Annotated in this window: 15 protein-coding genes and 1 pseudogene; 1 reads left to right on the plus strand and 15 read right to left on the minus strand. The window is 33.4% G+C overall.

The genetic code is table 11. From position 1 onward, the window contains the following. Window positions 1–356 precede the first annotated feature (356 nt). The 6 genes from JYK00_RS00215 to JYK00_RS00240 all read right to left on the minus strand — a co-directional run bounded on the left by JYK00_RS00215 (window position 357) and on the right by JYK00_RS00240 (window position 7,139). Window positions 357–1,706: a radical SAM/SPASM domain-containing protein gene (locus JYK00_RS00215; RefSeq protein WP_207566732.1), complete on the minus strand. Its 1,350-nt coding sequence runs from the start codon at window positions 1,704–1,706 to the stop codon at window positions 357–359. Then, window positions 1,703–3,031, minus strand: a complete 1,329-nt coding sequence (locus JYK00_RS00220) for a radical SAM/SPASM domain-containing protein (protein ID WP_207566733.1) — start codon at window positions 3,029–3,031, stop codon at window positions 1,703–1,705. The genes JYK00_RS00215 and JYK00_RS00220 overlap by 4 nt, the downstream gene beginning before the upstream one ends. A gap of 1,027 nt (window positions 3,032–4,058) precedes the next feature. After that, window positions 4,059–4,238: a hypothetical protein gene (locus tag JYK00_RS00225; protein ID WP_207566734.1), complete on the minus strand. Its 180-nt coding sequence runs from the start codon at window positions 4,236–4,238 to the stop codon at window positions 4,059–4,061. A 29-nt stretch (window positions 4,239–4,267) separates the two neighbouring features. After that, window positions 4,268–5,578 (minus strand): S41 family peptidase, encoded by a 1,311-nt coding sequence (locus tag JYK00_RS00230; protein WP_207566735.1) that lies wholly within the window; start codon window positions 5,576–5,578, stop codon window positions 4,268–4,270. 53 nt (window positions 5,579–5,631) lie between these two features. Then, window positions 5,632–5,805, minus strand: coding sequence for a hypothetical protein (locus JYK00_RS00235; protein WP_207566736.1), 174 nt, complete (start codon window positions 5,803–5,805; stop codon window positions 5,632–5,634). 29 nt (window positions 5,806–5,834) lie between these two features. Further along, entirely contained in the window at window positions 5,835–7,139 is a 1,305-nt protein-coding gene (locus JYK00_RS00240) for a S41 family peptidase (protein ID WP_207566737.1), read from the minus strand. Between the two features lie 676 nt (window positions 7,140–7,815). Between JYK00_RS00240 and ligA the strand changes: the two genes are divergently transcribed. Continuing rightward, window positions 7,816–9,807, plus strand: coding sequence for an NAD-dependent DNA ligase LigA (gene ligA / locus JYK00_RS00245; protein WP_207566738.1), 1,992 nt, complete (start codon window positions 7,816–7,818; stop codon window positions 9,805–9,807). Here the strand turns inward: ligA and JYK00_RS00250 are convergent. The 9 genes and pseudogenes from JYK00_RS00250 to rlmN form a co-directional block, all read right to left on the minus strand. Continuing rightward, a complete protein-coding gene (locus tag JYK00_RS00250) occupies window positions 9,804–10,778 on the minus strand; it encodes a phospholipase C/P1 nuclease family protein (RefSeq protein ID WP_207566739.1) in 975 nt (324 codons plus the stop codon). The genes ligA and JYK00_RS00250 overlap by 4 nt on opposite strands. A gap of 15 nt (window positions 10,779–10,793) precedes the next feature. Further along, window positions 10,794–11,375, minus strand: coding sequence for a hypothetical protein (locus JYK00_RS00255; protein ID WP_207566740.1), 582 nt, complete (start codon window positions 11,373–11,375; stop codon window positions 10,794–10,796). Window positions 11,376–11,389: 14 nt separating this feature from the next. After that, window positions 11,390–12,907 carry an AAA family ATPase gene (locus JYK00_RS00260; protein ID WP_207566741.1) on the minus strand — a complete coding sequence of 506 codons (1,518 nt, stop codon included), beginning with the start codon at window positions 12,905–12,907 and terminating at the stop codon, window positions 11,390–11,392. Beyond that, window positions 12,904–13,293 (minus strand): cytidine deaminase, encoded by a 390-nt coding sequence (locus JYK00_RS00265; protein WP_207566742.1) that lies wholly within the window; start codon window positions 13,291–13,293, stop codon window positions 12,904–12,906. The genes JYK00_RS00260 and JYK00_RS00265 overlap by 4 nt, the downstream gene beginning before the upstream one ends. Continuing rightward, entirely contained in the window at window positions 13,262–14,575 is a 1,314-nt protein-coding gene (locus JYK00_RS00270) for a hemolysin family protein (RefSeq protein ID WP_207566743.1), read from the minus strand. The genes JYK00_RS00265 and JYK00_RS00270 overlap by 32 nt, the downstream gene beginning before the upstream one ends. A 23-nt stretch (window positions 14,576–14,598) precedes the next feature. Continuing rightward, window positions 14,599–16,267: pseudogene (locus JYK00_RS00275) on the minus strand (YgiQ family radical SAM protein). Next, window positions 16,268–17,140: a ribosome small subunit-dependent GTPase A gene (rsgA, locus tag JYK00_RS00280; RefSeq protein WP_207566744.1), complete on the minus strand. Its 873-nt coding sequence runs from the start codon at window positions 17,138–17,140 to the stop codon at window positions 16,268–16,270. Window positions 17,141–17,143: 3 nt separating this feature from the next. Then, window positions 17,144–17,629, minus strand: a complete 486-nt coding sequence (locus JYK00_RS00285; protein WP_207566745.1) for a PASTA domain-containing protein — start codon at window positions 17,627–17,629, stop codon at window positions 17,144–17,146. Beyond that, the gene (rlmN, locus tag JYK00_RS00290) at window positions 17,626–18,657 is read right to left on the minus strand and encodes a 23S rRNA (adenine(2503)-C(2))-methyltransferase RlmN (RefSeq protein WP_207566746.1); all 1,032 of its coding nucleotides are present in this window, start codon (window positions 18,655–18,657) and stop codon (window positions 17,626–17,628) included. Before rlmN ends, JYK00_RS00285 begins: the two co-directional genes overlap by 4 nt. Window positions 18,658–18,811: the final 154 nt, after the last annotated feature.

The following is an 18,811-nucleotide window of genomic DNA, read 5'->3' on the forward strand; positions in this document are numbered from 1 at the left end:
ACCCTCGCTGTTTTTTGTCATCCTGAGGAGCGCAGCGACGAAGGGGATGTCATCCCGAGGAATGAAATGACGAGGGATCTTATTTTCCCCAACCTCGCTAACCCTCGCTAACCTCGCCAATCTCGCCAACCTCGCTAATTACCCTCTTCACAAAGCCATGGAAATAGCCATTCCCACCAGTGCCTTTTTTTATGGTTTTCGCTACACAGAGCATTACACTCACTTTCATTTACGCAGCTATCACAGTTTTTTACATCACCTGTGCATAGTCCTTTTTCTCCATCACAGAATGAAAGATACACTTTTTCTTTCACAATTGGTTCGTTTAAAAATTCCACCCTTTCACCCCTTTTTGTTTAAACTCTGACAGTTTTTAACTTCTCTGAGGTAAGTTCTACCATTTCTTTTAAGTTGTATTTTAATGGTATACATCTATATGGTTTTTTGATAGGTGAACCATGTAGTTTGTCCACTACAACAGCATTGAAAGTGCATCCCCCCATACAAACAGGAAACACTATACAATTTTTACATTCTTCATCTGTGTACGGTTCATATGTTAGCCACTTTGCATATTTCTGATTCAGCTCTATTCCTTCTTCTGACAATTGCCCAACTACAGTTATTGGATTACCAACTTCTCCCCAGCATTTGTGTATACTTCCATCGGTATCAATTACGAAACTGTTCTGGCACAACGCATCGCATCTTGCTATTTTTAAATGTCTGAATGGATTAAATGGATACTGAGGTATATATTTTAAAATTTCTTTATACAATTCCACTTCTAATTTTGCAAATTCTTTTAATGTTAATGGGGTATCGTTAAACTGGATGGGGATTTCTCTGGCTATTTCTACCATCTGAAAGTCAAATTCTATCATTAAACCTTTTTCCCCGATTAGCTTTATAAGTTTTTTTACTGAATTTATACTTTCTTTTGAAATGTTTATTCTTATTTGAACAAACATCTTTTTGTGAATTTTCTCTATATTATCAATTAATTTTGAAAATGTTGGTTTTCCGTCGAGTAGTTTTCTATATCTGTCATGAATTTCTTCAGTACCATCTATGGTTATAATAACTCTGTTTATACCAACATTTAGTAACCTATCCGCGATTTCTGAGGTAAGTAAATATCCGTTTGTCACTATAAACGGCTTATACTCAACGGAATATTTTTCGCAGAGTTTCTTGAAATTTTCACTTAAAAATAATAAGTTTTTCAATGTAAGCAATGGTTCACCACCATAAAAAGTAACACTTAAAACATTTGGGCGTTGCTTTTCAAACCTTCTTTTTGTTTCATCTATCAATAATTTTAATTGCTTCTCTTTTAAATCTAAAGGAGAGTTTTCTATAACTGTCTGGAGTTGTTGCTGGTAGCAATATATACAATTAAAATTACATTTTTCAGTCATAACTACTGTATATCTCAGATATCTATCACTATATTTGTATGCATTGAATCTAAATTTCAGATATTCAATTTCATCAAAATCATTTTCCAAAATAAAAAATCCTTTTTTTAAAGTTTTTATTTCGCTTTCATCAAAATCGCCTGAATCAACCTTTTGTCTATCAAACATCTTTTTTATTTTATCTTTTTTTGAAGGTTCAACGTAAAGCATTGCATATGAAAGCACATTAAAAAGGATTATGTAATCTTCTTTTTCTATCAATAAATTATATTTTGAAAGTTTCATTTTTCCACCCCACAGCTTTTTTCCAACTTCTTTGTAAAATACCAGACCTTTGCAAAATGTTCCATATCTCTTTTTTCTTCAGGACATCCCTTATTTCCACCCATCTTTGCATTTCTGCACCCGCCCATACAAATAGGAAGAATTTTACAACTTTTACATTCTTCATCTTCAAAAGCATCCGGTTTATACCAGTACAGGTATTTTTCTTTTTCATACTCTATCCCATTTTCTGTCACTTTTCCAAACTCAGAGCCTTTCATTACTGCAACAGTACATGGATATACTTCTCCTTCAGGTCCTATCACAGTCGCTGCTACGCTATCATATTCACAATATCTGCTTTGCGTAAGTATAGGAAAAAATACTTTAAATCCTTTTTCGGCAGCTTTAACGTAAAATTTAGAAATCTTCTTGAAAGAATTTAATCCCTTAAATTCATGCAATTTTTTATAAAACCCATTTTTATCTTCTCCCCCCTGGAATATCCACCTGAAATAAATTCTCATCCTTTCTTTCGGAAACTCGTCAAACATATCAAGAAGCTGTGGAATATGATCATAATTTTCAACTCCCACATTTACCCTTAAAGAGATCTGTGTTGTCTCTGTTACTTCCAATAATTTTTTCATGTTGTTGTATATCTTATCAAATGTTTCTGCTCCACCTTTTAATGGTCTGTACTTATTGTGGTACTCTGGCGGACCATCAAGTGTAATCTGAACATTTCTTATTTTAAGCTCATCAAAATATCTGGCTTTATCCTCTGAAAGTAAAAATCCATTTGTAGACATCGAAGAATGAAATTCAGAATTATATTCTTCACATACTTTTGCCACTCTTTCGTTTATATATCTTATGATTTCAAAACTTATTAATGGTTCTCCCCCAAACCAGCCTATACTTATTTTTCTCTTTTTCCTGGCAATTTCACACAAATAATCTACTATCCTTTCTGCTATTTCATATCTCATAGATGGACCTTCTTTTGATTCATAGCAATAGACACAATCAAAATTACATTGAAGTGTCGGCATTATAGTAAATATTGGAGAACTTGTATCATATCTTGAAATATAATTCATCATTTTTAGATGTTGAAGCTCATCGAAATACTTATTAACAAGGTATCCTCCATAGATTAAATCTTCTTTTAACTTTTTATATTCGCCATTCCAATTTTTATTTGGATTTTCCAGTATCTCTTTTATCATTTTTGCCCGGTCTTTGTTTACAGTCGCAATTGCGCGTGTTAAATAATTCACAAATACAACCTTTTCACCTTCTTCAAACCACACATTGTATTTTGATTCTTTGTATTCTATCATCTTTACCTCCCTTATTGTTGTAATTAGTAACTCAACATAATTATATACATTATATAAACCTAACAGTTAATTTTGCAAACATCAAAAAATTCTGTTATGTTTCTTTTTTTTTTAACAGCAATTATAATGTTCATTCTTTTCTTTTTGCATGATTACGAATTTATAACCTATTTATTTCTATAATTATAATTTGTATTTCGTTTTTAAATTTTAAATGTACCTTATCCAAAATAACAACAAAAAAATTAGTTTAAAACGTGTCAGGATAACATCTTATAAGTTCTGTTGTATAGTTCGATTACTTTTAAGTAATATTAATAAAATTTTTGAGATTAAAATAATTATATTCATGTATTATCTAATCCAGGCACTTCAAAACATCATTCTATTTTGCTTCTCTTTTTTCGTTCCAAACATATGTGAAGGAAACGTCATCCCCGACAAGACATTGCAAAGAATGTAAATGACAATGCTTCTTATCTTTTACCAACTCTCGCTAACCTCGTAAGCCCCTTTATCGTTTCACTCATCAGGACAAGCCTTGCTAATTATAAGATTCCTCACCCTTCGGGTTCGGAATGACAGGTGCGACGGATTCCTCGCCGTCTTCCCCCTTGGAATGACATGTTTTGAGAATGCCAACCTCGCCAACGCTTGCTAACTCTCGCTAACCCTCGCTGTTTTTTGTCATCCTGAGGAGCGCAGCGACGAAGGGGATGTCATCCCGAGGAATGAAATGACGAGGGATCTTATTTTCCCCAACCTCGCTAACCCTCGCTAACCTCGCCAATCTCGCCAACCTCACTAATTACCCTCTTCACAAAGCCATGGAAATAGCCATTCCCACCAGTGCCTTTTTTTATGGTTTTCGCTACACAGAGCATTACACTCACTTTCATTTACGCAGCTATCACAGTTTTTTACATCACCTGTGCATAGTCCTTTTTCTCCATCACAGAATGAAAGATACACTTTTTCTTTCACAATTGGTTCGTTTAAAAATTCCACCCTTTCACCCCTTTTTTGATTAAGAAGCGTTTGGATTGTCCAGAGTACAATCAATAGGTAAATCAAAAACACACCATATTGGAGGAACTGGTCCACATGGTCCACTTCCCCCATCACACAATTGTGCAGCAATATCACAACCACCAGTTGGAGATGGTTCATCTGGAGGTATTACAGGGTTTAATACTTTTATCTCCATCATTCTCCACCCTTTCTGTTTGTTTTTCACTAATTTTTACTTATGATCTCAAAAGCATAGTCTAACATTACATCTCCCTCTCCAAGCAGATAATCAATTTTTTCCTCTTCTGTTAGATTTTTTCCATAATCTATTTCTATTTCCGGGTTATCTTCAATCCAGTAGTACCCACCTGATATAGATACTAATATTTTTGTATTTGGAAGGATATATTTACCTAATGATGCCCCAAGCGAGTTTACAGGTTCTGTAGTTTTTTCTCCTATTATTTTTCCAAAACTAAATTTTTTAAACAAATAAGTTGTTATAACAGCTCCAGAAGCTATTCTATTATTTATAAGAAGCCATATTTTTCCTTTGAAATTATCTTTTGCTGGTATTATTTTGGGGTTTAATTCGTATTTTTCCAAAGTTCTTTTTATCCTTCCGTCGGTTAGTGGTATATTTTTGCAGTTGTAACCAACTAAGTGTACCTTCAAAGGGTGAAATGTTAAATATTTAAAAAGTTCCCAAACATTGTATAAAGGTCCCCCACTATTTCCTCTCAAATCGATTATTAAATCTGACATATCTTTATTCTCTTTGAATGTTTTTTCTAAAAACTCTTTGTAATACCCTGATGACCTATAACTATATGAAAACGTCCTTATTTTCAATATCCCAATGCTTCCTTTTCTTTCAAATGAAAACTTCCTTTTTTCCCATTCATCCGGGTATAGTTGTTTTGTTTGTTTTAGTTTTTCCCCATATTTAATAGCATTTATTTCTACTGATTTTTTTGTGCCGTTAATTTTTAGCAATAATTCAAATGTATTTTTATCTTCTATCTCTGGAAAATACGAAAATAAAAAAGATACCTGAGCATGAATCACATCCGAACGAACTTTTGGTAAGTATTGCTTCAGTTCGTTAATTATTTCTTTTACATCTTTACCTTCTATTTTCAAAATCTCTGCTTTGTTTTCTAATTCTTTCACCAGTGAATTTTTAACAAACAATCTATTTCCTACCACAACAGGTTCAAATGGCATTACCAGTGTGTCTGTGGTTATGTTGAAAACTATACCATAATGCACATCACTAAAAAGATGTATCATAGGTGCTATGGTTTTAAAAAACTCCCCTTTTGTCATAGGTTTGTTGAGCTTGGTTTTTATTTCATCTACTTTTGAGTAGAATGTTTCTTCTGAAACAAATTTAAAAGGATCAATTCCCGCCTTTAAGATATAGTTTATGAAAACATCAAAGTCTTTCTGGAGTTCTTCCGGTTGAAATAATTCCTGGGAAATTGTCAATACAGATAAAAACATTAAGAAAAGTATAATTATCTTCTTTTTCATATGTTGTTTCACCTTCCTTTTATTAATGTCAATCTTGAACTTTAAAGGTTAAACTAAATATCTGGAATATCTTGAGGGCATACAAAAGGAAAATCAAAAGCAAAACATACCATAGCACATAAACCATCACAACTTCCTCCATCACACAATTGAGCGATCATTTCACAGCCACTTGTTGATTCTAGTTCTTCTGGTGAAATTATGGGATTTAATACTTTTATTTTCATCATTCTCCCCCCTTTCTGTTTGTTTTTTACTAACTTTTACTTATGATCTCAAAAGCATAATCTAACACTACGTCTCTCTCTCCAAGCAGATAATCAATTTCTTCCTTTTCCGTCATTTTTCTTTCATAATCTATTACTATTTTTGGTTCCTCTTCAAAATAATATTTTCCATTTGGAATCAGTAATGAGAGTTCTGTATTGGGAAGAATATAGTTAGTACTAAAACGTACAGAAAGTGTATTTACTGGTTCCTTTGGTTTTTCTCCTATTATTTTTCCAAGTTCAAACTTTTGAAATAAATAAGTGGCAACTACTGCTATCGAAGCCATAGTGTCGTCTACCAGAAGCCATACCTTACCTTTAAAATTATCTTTCACTGGTATTATCTCTATCTTTAAATCATGATTTTTTCTGATTCTTTTTATTTCCTTATTTCCAGGTAAGTTAGTATATACGTATTCAATTCCCCATGTTACTAACTTTTTATCTGTAAGATATTTAAAAAGTTCATAAATATTTTCCAGATATCCCCCGGGGTTTTTTCGCAAATCAATTATTAAGTCTGTCATATCTTTGCTATTTTTAAACACCTCTTTTAAAAAATCTTTGTAATATTCAAGCCGCTCGTATTTAAACGAAAATGACTTTATGTTTAGTATTCCTATTTTTCCTTTCCTTTCAAATGAAATAGGTTTGTCTATTTTTAAATTTAATTTTTTTATCTTGTTTATTATTCCAACTTTTGTAAAAGCACTTATTTGTATCTGCTTTTCGATATTTCCATTTTTAATTAATAGATCAAAAGTATCTTTTCCTTCAATTTCTGGCAACAATAAAACCATATGCCCTAATACTAAATCTATCCTTTTCGAAATAATTCTTGGAATATACTTTCTAAATTCTTCTATCATATCCTGAACTTTTCTACCATCGATTTCTAAAACCTCTGAATTATTATTTAAATCTTCAACCAGTGAATTTTTAACAAACAATCTATTTCCCACCACAACAGGTTCAAATGGCATTACCAGTGTGTCTGTGGTTATGTTGAAAACTATACCATAATGTACATCACTAAAAAGATGTATCATAGGTGCTATGGTTTTAAAAAACTCCCCTTTTGTCATAGGTTTGTTGAGTTTGGTTTTTATTTCATCTACTTTTGAGTAGAATGTTTCTTCTGAAACAAATTTAAAAGGATCAATTCCCGCCTTTAAGATATAGTTTATGAAAACATCAAAGTCTGTTTGGAGCTCTTCTGCTGAGAATAACTTTTGAGAAAACGTAAGTATCGATAGAAATGTTAAGAAAAATACAAGTATTTTCTTTTTCATGTGCTTCTTCTCCTTTTTACTATTAAAGTTTCTTTCAACTTTTCAGGAAGATATGAGTATAAAATAATAGAGGATTCTGTTATTCCCCCTCTCCCATCATTTAATACACAAACATTTTTAAAATAATTTCAAAGCTATTTCACCGGCTATGTGTAAAATTTCACTTGTAAAATAAAATACTTAACTTTTTTCACTCACTTTTTTTATTTTTCTTATACGACTGAATTTTAAAATATTTTTAAAATATCTACAAACTTTATTTATCTGGATTATAAATAATTATCTTTCTTTTTTGAAAAATATTATATATTTGCTTTTGTGTTCATTAATGGTTACATTTTTTTGACAGAAACCACTCGGATACTAATTTTGAAGCAGAATTTTGCTATACAATATTATTTGATCATTGTTTGTTCTTAAAGATTGAATTTTTCTTAATATGATTTTTTGTATGTTTTAGCATAGATAACAATACTGGCAAAAATACTGATATCGCTAACTCTCGCAAGATCTTTCGCGCTCCGTGCTCAGGACAAACCTTGCTAACCTCGCTAAATTCAAGATTCCTCACCCTTCGGGTTCGGAATGACATAGGTGATGGGAGCCAACTTTCGTCAATTTTGTCAAATGTTGTATAATTTTCTTAGAAGTAAAACAAAACTACCGAGGTGATTTTATGGAGAAACAAAAAATAAGAGAAGAAATAGAAAAGTTAAGAAAAGAAATCGAATATCATAATTATAGATACTATGTATTGGCTGACCCAATAATAAGTGATGAGGAATATGATAAACTTATGAAAAAGTTGATAAAATTAGAAAAAAAATATCCAGAATTTTCTTCCCCAGATTCTCCCACTCAAAAAGTTGGGGGAAGAGTTATAGATGGATTCAAAACAGTGACACACTCCATACCTATGTTAAGTCTCGACAACACCTACACCGCAGAGGAAGTAGTAAATTTTGATAACAGAATAAAAAAGCTTCTAAAAAAGGAAGTTGAATACGTCTGTGAGTTAAAGATAGACGGAGTTTCTATCGCTCTTAGATATGAAAATGGAAGTCTTGTGCAGGCAATAAGCAGAGGGAATGGTACAGAAGGTGATGATATAACAGAAAATGTTAAGAAAATAAAGTCAATTCCTCTTAGATTGTTTAAACCTCTTACAATTGAAGTACGAGGAGAAATTTATATGCCAGTCTCAGAATTTGTTCGATATAACAAGCAACGTGAAGATGAGGGACTTCCCCCTTTTGCAAATCCAAGAAATGCCGCTGCAGGAACTTTAAGACAGCTGGATTCCTCAGTAGTAGCAAATCGAAACCTTGATTCTTTTATATATTATATTGTTCATCCAGAATACTATAATTTAGATTCACAATGGGAAGCACTAAATTTTTTAAAACAAATTGGACTAAAAGTTAATCCGCATTCAAAACTATGCAAAACTATCAACGATGTTATTAACTTCTGGAAAGAATGGACAGAAAAACGACATTCTCTGGGATATTGGGTTGATGGTGTTGTTGTAAAAGTAAACAACTTTGCAGAACAAAATAGTCTGGGAACAACCGCAAAATCTCCAAAGTGGGCTATTGCATTTAAATTTCCGGCAATTCAAGCCAGAACACGAATTATTTCAATAACCTACCAGGTTGGGCGCACTGGAGTTATCACACCTGTTGCCGAACTTGAACCAGTAACTCTGGAAGGAACTATAGTAAAAAGAGCTTCCCTTCACAACTTTGATTATATAAAAGAAAAAGACATAAAAGTAGGAGACCATGTCTTTGTTGAAAAAGCTGGTGGAATAATACCACAAGTTGTAAGTGTAATCAAAGAATTACGAACTGGCTCAGAAAAAGAAGTAATTCCACCAACATCCTGTCCCGTGTGCGGAGGTAATGTGGGAAAACTCACAGAAAATGAAGTTGCTTTAAGATGTATGAATCCACATTGTCCGCAAAAGCTTAAACGGCATCTTGAAATATTTGTTTCAAGATCCGCGTTTGATATTTCCGGGATTGGCGAAAAAATGGCAGAAAAGATCGTTGATGCAAAATTGATAAATGATGTCTCTGATATATTTTACTTAACACCATTTGACCTTGCACAACTAAGCGGGGTTGGGCAAAAAACAATTGCAAACGTTTTAAAACAAATTGAAAAAGCTAAAAAAACTCCCTTGCATAAAGTAATCGTAGGCTTAGGAATTCCTTTAGTTGGCGAAAAAACAGCTAAGATTCTCGCTGAAAAGTTCGAAAATATTGACAAACTTTCAAATGCTTCATATGAAGAACTTACCAGTATTGATGGAATAGGTCCGGAACTGGCTAAAAGTATCGTAGATTATTTTAGAAATGAAAAAACCAGAGAAATCATTGAAAAATTGAAAAATGCAGGAGTAGAAATGAAAAATATAGCTAAAACTAAAAATGAAAAATTTTCTGGTATGACCTTTGTTATTACAGGAACGCTGAAAAATTATACGAGAAACCAGATTAAAGAACTTATTGAAAGTCTTGGTGGAAAGGTCTCTGAATCTGTATCATCAAAAACAACTTATTTAGTTGTAGGTGAAAAACCTGGTTCAAAATATCAAAAAGCCAAACAACTTGGCGTTAAAATACTTACCGAAGAAGAATTTATGAAAATTATGAAAACCTAGTTAATTTCACCAACCTCTTTTAGAAAATGAAGAAGAAATCCTTTTATAACAGATGCTGTGTAAGACAAAATACTCAACGTTTCTCCTTTTAATATATATAGTTCACCTTTATTATCTATCTGTGAAATTTCTTTCATTTCAACATTTGTTTTCAACAAATCACCAAATGCTTTTTTCAACTCGAAATGAACCACTTCAAATTTTGAGCGGGCAAAATTCATTATACTATTTATCACCTGTCTTTCATCTCCCAAAAATGCAGGCTTAGATCCGAGTATAGTTTCTCTTGCAGCATCGTCTGAATAATAAATCAAATAAACCAGATAATTATCATAAAGAAAATGTAAATTCTTCAGAATTTTCCTGGTGTTTCCATCAACAATACCCCATAAAACCTCACCTGTTTCCCCAGGAGCATTATGATAAGGTTGGGATAGATCTTCTGCATAATGGAGCGCCCTTGCAAGGAAACGATAACCCCAGTATCTATCTCCTTGCTTAAAAGCCTGTCGAGACATTTCCACAAAATATATAAAAGATGTATCTCCCTGAAAAGCATTTATAAATCCCAGATTATACTTCATATGCCTGACACCCTGGCTGTTACCGATCAATCCCTGAAGAAAATCAAGCTGCAATCCTTCGTCCATGCCATTGTCAGGTTCGGGAGAATAGATTGTAAGTATCTGCCATACAGGAAGCATAAATCCATCTATTGGAGAGGGATCAGGAGGAAATTTTCCATCACCTAAAGGGTCAAAAAAAGCTCTCTCCCCACTTACGTCCTTAACCACAAGATAGTCTTGATTGTAAATTCTATTTTCTTCATAGGAATAGTCCGTTATTTTTACCATTCTATTCTTTATTGGTAAATCCTGAACAATTAAATAAGTAAGCGCTTCGTGACCACTCCATGCAAATGCAAGCGAAAGAAATGTTAAAGTACACAAAACAAAAAAATATTTAATCATAAAAAAACACCTTTCTTAATCACTATCCCGGTTATATGAGTTCTCCAGTATTTTCTCAAAATCAATGTTATATTCCCCAGAAAATTTCCACAATTTTCTGCTAAACTCATCCTCGGCAATAGGTATAAATTTTTTGATCTTCGGCATGAGCACTAAAATAGTATGAATTTCATAAAAAGTTCCCCTTGGTCTTCTCCATACAATATATTCCAGCGTATGGTTTAATATAGCCGCAAGTTCAATTCCTATATCGCTTTCAGAACCATAATCTGCTATTACTTCCCCGCTTTTTGTAGAAATATCAATTCCCAGAAAATCGATTATTTTCCTTGCTGCATCAACCCTTGCTTTTAGCAAAGCATGCTCTACATTAACACCACCAGTCTGAGCTATTCCCTCAAAATAATATATCGTATCCATATCACTAAGCACCGGTAAATATGAAACGTTTATGCTAATTATTTCATCTTCAGCGCGAAGATACAATTTCTCTTTGCCTATAAGCACATAATCGCTTTTATTTTCACACGCTATTAAAAAGAAACCTGTTAAGATAAACATAAAAATTACCACATTTTTCCAGATTCTTTTTTTCATAATAAATTCTCCCTTTAAATGTGGTTAAGAACATCCTCAGAACCGAGCATTCTTTTTATCTCTGTTTTTCTTTCTTTTTCGTCAAGTTCTTTAATTTCACCCGAATCTTCATTTCTTATCACCGCAAAATGTTTGTTCGCTCTAACTGCTACTTGAGGCAAATGTGTTACAACAATAACCTGATAATTTTCAGAGACTTCTTTTAATTTTTCCGCAAGTTTATTCCCTGTTTCTCCTCCAATACCTGTATCCACTTCGTCAAATATTAAAACTCCTCCTGATGCGATTGATAGCTCCAGTGCAAGCATGATTCTTGAAAGTTCCCCACCGGAAGCAATAGACCTGAGGGGTTGCATTTTTTGTGATTTAACTGTTTGTCCAACTAATTCTACTTTATCAAATCCATGGCCAGTCATTTCTATACTTTTGAAAATAAAATCAACCTTTGCTGTCATACTCAAATCCTTCAAATGGTTCCTGAACTTTTTCAAGATCTTTTCGGAAGCTTTTTTTCTTTTTTCAGTAAGTTTTTTTCCAAGATCTTTTAATTCTTTCTCGAGTGACATTAACTTACTTTCTGAATTTCTAAGTACTTCGATTCTTTCCATTATATTCTCATATTCTTTTTTCATATTTGAATAGTTTTCCAGAACATCTTCAAGAGTAGGGCCATATTTCCTTTTCAGGTTATTATAAGCCCATATTCTTTCTTCTATTTGAGTAATATCAAGTTCTTCTATATCGCTTAACTCTTTTTCAATTTCAAGATTCAGAGTAACAACAACATCAAGTGCTGTATCCAAAAAAGATGTGTATTTTTCTGGAAGTATCTTTTTCAAATTCCACAGGTATTCATTAATTTTTTGCCCTGTTTCCAAAGCTTCGTTAAAATTGGCAAGAAGCTGCTGAAAATTTAATGCCGACTGATATTTTTCGTTTAATTCATATTCTTCCTGAAGGTCGGGTTTAACCGCTTCTATCTCGTTTATCTGATATTCAAGGTCTTCTTTACGTTTTTCAAGAATTTCTAAGTTTTCAGAGTTTAAAATTTCCTGAATCTTTTTGTACTCCTCGTATCTTTTTCTAAAATCCCTTAAAAGCGTTTTGTTATCACCTATTTGATCAAGTACTCCCAGCAAAAAATTTGGTTCTAAAAATTTGATGTGAGAATTCTGTCTGTGAATAGATATGTGATTCCCCAAAACTTTTGACACAATATTTTTTGGAAAAACTTTTCCGTTAATTTTAAACGTAGTCCTTCCATTTTTCCTCAGCACAGAAAACACATTTTCCCCTTCAACAATTTCATAATCTGGATAGCTTTCAGGGAGATGTATTACAATCTCAGCGCTGTAATTATCTATTTTAGTATTTCCATATCCAAGTAATATACCTATGACATCCAGCAGTAAACTTTTCCCTGCACCTGTTTCTCCAGTAAAAACGTTTAACCCTGATGAAAAATACACATCTACATCTTTAAAATATAAATAATCATGAAGATGCAAGGAAAATATTTCAGCTGTTTTCATTTTCCAAGGTGCTCCTTCTCAAAAGCATATGGCAACAGTTCTTTCACTCTTGTCTCCTTGACTTTACCAGTATTGTTTGCCATAACAACTTTGAAATCACCAAATTCAGCCATCACCTGTCTACACGCTCCACAAGGAGATATAGGCTCGTCTGTATTGCCTACTATGACCAATGTATCAAATTCTTTTTCTCCTTCAGACACTGCTTTAAAAATAGCTATTCTCTCTGCACAGCAAGACAATCCATAAGAGGCATTCTCAATGTTACTGCCAGTATAAACCTTCCCGGATCTGGCCAATAACACTGCCCCCACTTTAAAATTAGAATATGGCGCGTATGCGTTTTTCTGAGCTTCAATCGCCATCTGTATCAGCTTGTTCAACATCGCTCACCACCTTAATAAGGACTTTTTCTATCCTGTTTTTTGAAGCTGCTACTATTTTAAAAATAAACCCATTTATTCTTACAGTTTCTCCTACCCTTGGAATTCTTTGTAACAGTTCTAACAGATACCCGGCAAGTGTTTCGTAATCACTCTCTGGAAATGTAATGTTCAGCTCTCTTTCAAGGTCATTTATTGGAACAGTTGCATCAACCACATAAGAACCATCTTCCATTTTCTTTATTCCAATCACTTCGTTTTGATCATATTCGTCCATTATTTCACCGAATATTTCTTCAAGAATATCCTCCAGTGTAACGAGACCCGCAGTTCCTCCGTATTCATCAACAACAATTGCCATGTGAATTTTCTGCTCTTTAAAAATTTTCAACAAATCCGATATTTTCATGGTTTCCGGTACAAAAAGTGGTTCTCTCATAAGGTCCTTCACTTTTACTTTCTGCTTTATTTCAGTCCCTCGTTCACTTACGAATACCAACACATCCTTTGCATAACATATACCAACTATGTTATCAATAGTATCTTTATACACGGGAATCCTTGAATATTCTTCTTCTTTTATAAGTTCCATTATCTCTTCGAGTGTGGAAGATTCATCAACTGCTACAATATCTATTCTTGGAATCATTATTTCCTTAACCTGAGAAACTTCCATCTCAATAGTTCTTTTAAGCATAAAACTCTCTTCATGTTTTATAGTTCCTTCTTCTCTACCAGCTTCCACATACATCAATATGTCATCAGTGGTTATGAAAGGAGTTTCGCTAACAGCTTTACCGCCAGTTAAACCAATTACCACATTTGAAAAAGCTACTAAAAATCTTATAATTGGTGAAAAAATCCTGGATAAAAATAACAATACTGGAAGCATTCGATTAAAAATCTTTTCGTGATTTTGTCTTGCGTATATTTTAGGAGTAATCTCTCCGAAAACCAATATAAAAAAGGTCAGAGTAAGTGTAGATACAAGAGCAGATAATCCCTCGGGAATAACACTCTTAAATAGTGAGACAAACAAAAGGGTTGCGATAGATGAAGCGAGAATGTTAACCAGATTGTTCATTATAAGAATAACTGTTAGAAACTTGTTAAAGAGGTGTATTTCTGATTCCTCTTCCTTTTTATTTCCACGTCTCAAAGATTCCCTGAGTTTTATCTTACTTACTGAAGTTAACGCTGTTTCAGATGCTGAAAAAAGAGCCGAAAAATATAACAATATCGCCAGAAAAAGGATGTTCCATAAATAACTCGAAGGATCATCCATTAAAATACCACCTCCACTTTAGATTATACCATAACATTCCTCTTCATTTGATTACGAACTTTAACAGATTTTTCAACGTATACTTTTTCTTTTGTAAAAGGGTCAATCCCGGTATAAAACATGGTAGTACTTAAAGTTCCTGGGGTTGGAGTAAATATTTGAATCTGTTGAGGTTTATACCCTAACTCTTTTCTAATAAATTTTCTGAGATGATTATTCTCTTTCCAGCCTTCTCCAGGGTGTCCAACTATGAAATAAGCCACAACATACTTTCTATTTGCAACTTTCTCAAATTTTCTCTTAAATTCTAAAAATTTATTTATAGACGGTTTCCTCATTATTCTAAGGACCTTAGGATCCGAATGTTCAGGTGCTAACTTCAACTGTCCTGGTGTAAATTTTGGTAACTCTTTTACAAAAAGCTCCCCATACTTTTTATCTTCAACGATCATATCATGCCTTATGCCGGACGCTATAAACACGTTTTTTACATATGGTAATTTCCTTATCTCATAAAGAAGCTTGAGATATTTTTCGTGATGCGCTTCTACACCTTTGCAAACACCAGGATGTAAACAGAATTTTGAACATTGCCCATATGTATTTCTCACCTTACAGGTCGACCCATACATATTTGCCGTTGGACCACCAACATCAAAAATTGTACCCTTGAATTTTCTATGTTTTGATATGATTTTGATTTCCTCAATTATTGACTCAATACTTCTTGATACTACATGCGTGGTTTGATGTTGAGTCAAAGCACAAAATGAACACATACCGTAACAGCCACGAACAGCTGTTACAGAAAATCTAACAGTTTCTATTGCTTTTACTTTACCCTGCAAGCTATAATAAGGATGAACTTCACGTTCGTAAGGTAATAAATAAAGCCTGTCTAAAACATCTTGAGGAATTGGAGTTTGAGGAGGATTTTGTACAACATATCTTGTATCATGTTTCTGGAAAATTTTTTGTATTTTTGAATGGATCTGTAAACAAACTTTGCTTTACAAACATTTCAATATATTTGTTTTTATCATCAGCAACTTCTTCAAATGAAGGAAGTTCTACTCCATCGGGCTTTGAAGAAGTCCACCACATTACTCCTGGAATATCTCTACATTTTTCAACAGCTCCATACTTTTCAAGAGTTTTAGCCACTTCCAGTATACTTAGTTCTCCCATTCCATATATCAACAAGTCAGCTTTTGAATCAAGTAAAATAGATTTTCTAACCTTATTAGACCACCAATCATAGTGAGCAAATCTTCTTAAACTTGCTTCTATTCCTCCGATTATTATCGGAACACCTTTAAAAAATTTTCTAATAAGATTTGAATAAACTATAACAGCCCTATCAGGCCTCTTTCCCCCAATACCACCAGGTGTGTAATCATCACTTCTTCTTTTTTTACCAGAAGCAGTGTAATTTGCCACCATTGAATCAACATTGCCACCTGTTACTCCAAAAAAAAGTCTCGGACGGCCAAGTCTTGTTATATCCTTTTCAGATTTCCAATCAGGTTGAGCAATTACTCCTACTTTATAACCATTTGAAACCAAAAAATGTCCTATTAACGCTACACCAAAAGCCGGATGATCTACATATGCATCCCCTGTTACAAGAATAATATCTAAACCTTTCCAGCCTAATTTTCTCACTTCTTCAAGCGTCGTTGGTAAAAACAATCATTTTCCCTCCGTGAGCTCTTTAAACATCTCTACATAACTTTGATATCTTGTTTCAGTTATTGTCCCTTTTTCCACAGCAAGTTTTATAGCACAATTTGGTTCGTTAATATGCTCACAATCTCCAAACATGCATTGAGAATCATATGCAAGAAATTCAGGAAAAAGCTTTTTCAAATCTTCCGGATTTATACCAGAAATATCGAGACTGGCAAATCCTGGAGTATCTGCTATCCATCCCCCAAATTCCAGATGTAACAATTCTATGACTGTCGTTGTGTGTTTTCCACGTTCTAACTTTTCCGAAATCTCATTAACCTTTAATGACAAACCCGGACTTATCGCATTCAAAAGACTACTTTTGCCAACCCCGGACATTCCAGCCATTGTAGAAATTTTCCCTTTTAGCACCATTTTCAATTCGTCCAAGCCGTCTCCTTTGAGAGCACTCGTTTTCAATACTTTATATATTCTGGAATATATCGATTCAAAAAATTCAATTTCTTCATCGCTTAAAAGATCCGTCTTGTTTAAAACGATAACCAGCGGTAATTTGGCGTTTTCCACAAGAACTAAATATCTATCAATAATCTTCAATGGTGTCTGGGGCTTTTTTAATGTAACTACCACTATAACCTGATCCACATTGGCAATCCTTGGTCTTTTTAATTCATTGCGTCTATTTATAATGTTTTCGATAACCCCATCTTTACCATGCACAACTCTGTATTCAACGATATCTCCTACAATTGGTCTTATTTTCTGCTCCTTAAATTTCCCTCTTAGTTTACATAAAAAGATTTCTGCTGTTTCATAATCCTGAACCTGTGCCATATTTGAAAGAAACTTTACCACAACTCCTTTTTTTCTCATATCTTACCTCCCGGAGTCAATGTCGCCATCATCTATTAAAAGCTTAATACTATCGCCTGTTTTAACCACCGAACCTTTTTCTGGATATGTAGCAAGAACACGACCATCTGGACCAGGATATTTAATTTTTACAATTTCAACATTCAATCCCCATGATTTAAGGATTTCTACAACTGTATGGGCATTTGTACCATAAAAATCTGGCAATTTGAATTGTCTCTCTATAAGGCTACTCCCAAACACTCTTATCTTTCTTCCCCTTTTCACGACTTCTCCTGCTCCAGGATCAGTGTTTACCACTTTTCCATTTCCAACAATTTCCGCTACAAAACCATACATTTCCAGCTTATTTTTGGCTTCAGCGATATTTAACCCTATAACATCCGGCACAAAAACATCACCGGTCTTTTCACCAAGATATATAATACCCAAAAACGCCAGTATCCCAAACATAACCCCAACAAGAAATAAAAAAACAATTCTTATCATCTTTTCTTCAACATTCTCCTTCTCAATTGTCCACAGGCAGCGCTTATATCTGTCCCTTTTTCTTGCCTGATCTCAGCTTCAATATTATATCTTTCAAGCACACTTTTAAACCTTTCTAACACCCATTTACTTGGACGATGAAATTCTGGATTTACTGGATTTACCGGTATAAGATTTACAAAAACAGACATTCCCTTCAAAAGCTGCGAAAGTTTCTCAGCGTCGTCCAGATAATCATTAAATTCCTTTATCAAAATATATTCTATTGTAACCCTATTACCAGTAATTTCCTGATACTTTTTCAACGCATAAATTATTTCTTCCACACTATACTTCTTATTAAGAGGTACAATTTTATCTCGCTTGAAATCTGTAGGCGCATGCAAAGATACCGCTAATTTAAAATCCAAACCTGACTTTGCCAATTCCACAATCTTTTCGGGTATACCAACTGTTGAAACGGTGATTCTTCGAATACCTATACCTGACATCTTTCTATGATTCAACATTTTTAAGCTTTTTAAAGTTGCATCAAAATTCAAAAGAGGTTCGCCCATTCCCATATAAACCACATTCCCAACATTTACCTTTCTATGAAACTCTATCGCTAAAATCTGGGCTACAATTTCTCCTGCTGTAAGATTTCTAACATATCCACTCTGTCCAGTAGCACAAAAAGAGCATTTTACAGGACAACCTACCTGAGTAGATATACACGCAGTAACTCTTCCCGAATGAAAAAGAGCCACAGATTCTATAGTGTTTCCATCACTTAATCTCCATAAAAATTTTGTAGTTTTATCAATTCTTGAAATTTGCATCTCAACAAGTTCTGGAATCTCTATAACAAAATGCTCAGCTAACTTTTTTCTGTGCTCTTTCGAAAGATTCGTCATTTTGTCAAAATCAAATACTTTTTTCTTATAAACCCAATCTAACACCTGATCAACACGATATTTTTCTAATTTCATTATTGAGAACTCTTCTACAAGTTCCTCGTATGAAAAATTTAGCAAATTTTTTTTCATAAACCATACCTCCTTGATTACTCTAAAATTATTTTAACACAATTTTATTCGTTATAATTTCCTTTACAAAAACAAAACACTCGTTTTATACACACGCATTTCTACTAAATAGTTGTTACTAATATTAAGTATTGCATATAAGAGTTACTTTATG

Source organism: Thermosipho ferrireducens (genome assembly GCF_017358165.1).
Lineage (GTDB): Bacteria > Thermotogota > Thermotogae > Thermotogales > Fervidobacteriaceae > Thermosipho_B > Thermosipho_B ferrireducens.

Excerpts from the sequence above, each read along its gene's own strand:
- JYK00_RS00215 (WP_207566732.1), bottom strand. The coding sequence starts at position 1,706 with ATGAAACTTTCAAAATATAATTTATTGATAGAAAAAGAAGATTACATA.
- JYK00_RS00220 (WP_207566733.1), bottom strand. The coding sequence starts at position 3,031 with ATGATAGAATACAAAGAATCAAAATACAATGTGTGGTTTGAAGAAGGT.
- JYK00_RS00225 (WP_207566734.1), bottom strand. The coding sequence starts at position 4,238 with ATGGAGATAAAAGTATTAAACCCTGTAATACCTCCAGATGAACCATCT.
- JYK00_RS00230 (WP_207566735.1), bottom strand. The coding sequence starts at position 5,578 with ATGAAAAAGAAGATAATTATACTTTTCTTAATGTTTTTATCTGTATTG.
- JYK00_RS00235 (WP_207566736.1), bottom strand. The coding sequence starts at position 5,805 with ATGAAAATAAAAGTATTAAATCCCATAATTTCACCAGAAGAACTAGAA.
- JYK00_RS00240 (WP_207566737.1), bottom strand. The coding sequence starts at position 7,139 with ATGAAAAAGAAAATACTTGTATTTTTCTTAACATTTCTATCGATACTT.
- ligA (WP_207566738.1), top strand. The coding sequence starts at position 7,816 with ATGGAGAAACAAAAAATAAGAGAAGAAATAGAAAAGTTAAGAAAAGAA.
- JYK00_RS00250 (WP_207566739.1), bottom strand. The coding sequence starts at position 10,778 with ATGATTAAATATTTTTTTGTTTTGTGTACTTTAACATTTCTTTCGCTT.
- JYK00_RS00255 (WP_207566740.1), bottom strand. The coding sequence starts at position 11,375 with ATGAAAAAAAGAATCTGGAAAAATGTGGTAATTTTTATGTTTATCTTA.
- JYK00_RS00260 (WP_207566741.1), bottom strand. The coding sequence starts at position 12,907 with ATGAAAACAGCTGAAATATTTTCCTTGCATCTTCATGATTATTTATAT.
- JYK00_RS00265 (WP_207566742.1), bottom strand. The coding sequence starts at position 13,293 with ATGTTGAACAAGCTGATACAGATGGCGATTGAAGCTCAGAAAAACGCA.
- JYK00_RS00270 (WP_207566743.1), bottom strand. The coding sequence starts at position 14,575 with ATGGATGATCCTTCGAGTTATTTATGGAACATCCTTTTTCTGGCGATA.
- rsgA (WP_207566744.1), bottom strand. The coding sequence starts at position 17,140 with ATGAGAAAAAAAGGAGTTGTGGTAAAGTTTCTTTCAAATATGGCACAG.
- JYK00_RS00285 (WP_207566745.1), bottom strand. The coding sequence starts at position 17,629 with ATGATAAGAATTGTTTTTTTATTTCTTGTTGGGGTTATGTTTGGGATA.
- rlmN (WP_207566746.1), bottom strand. The coding sequence starts at position 18,657 with ATGAAAAAAAATTTGCTAAATTTTTCATACGAGGAACTTGTAGAAGAG.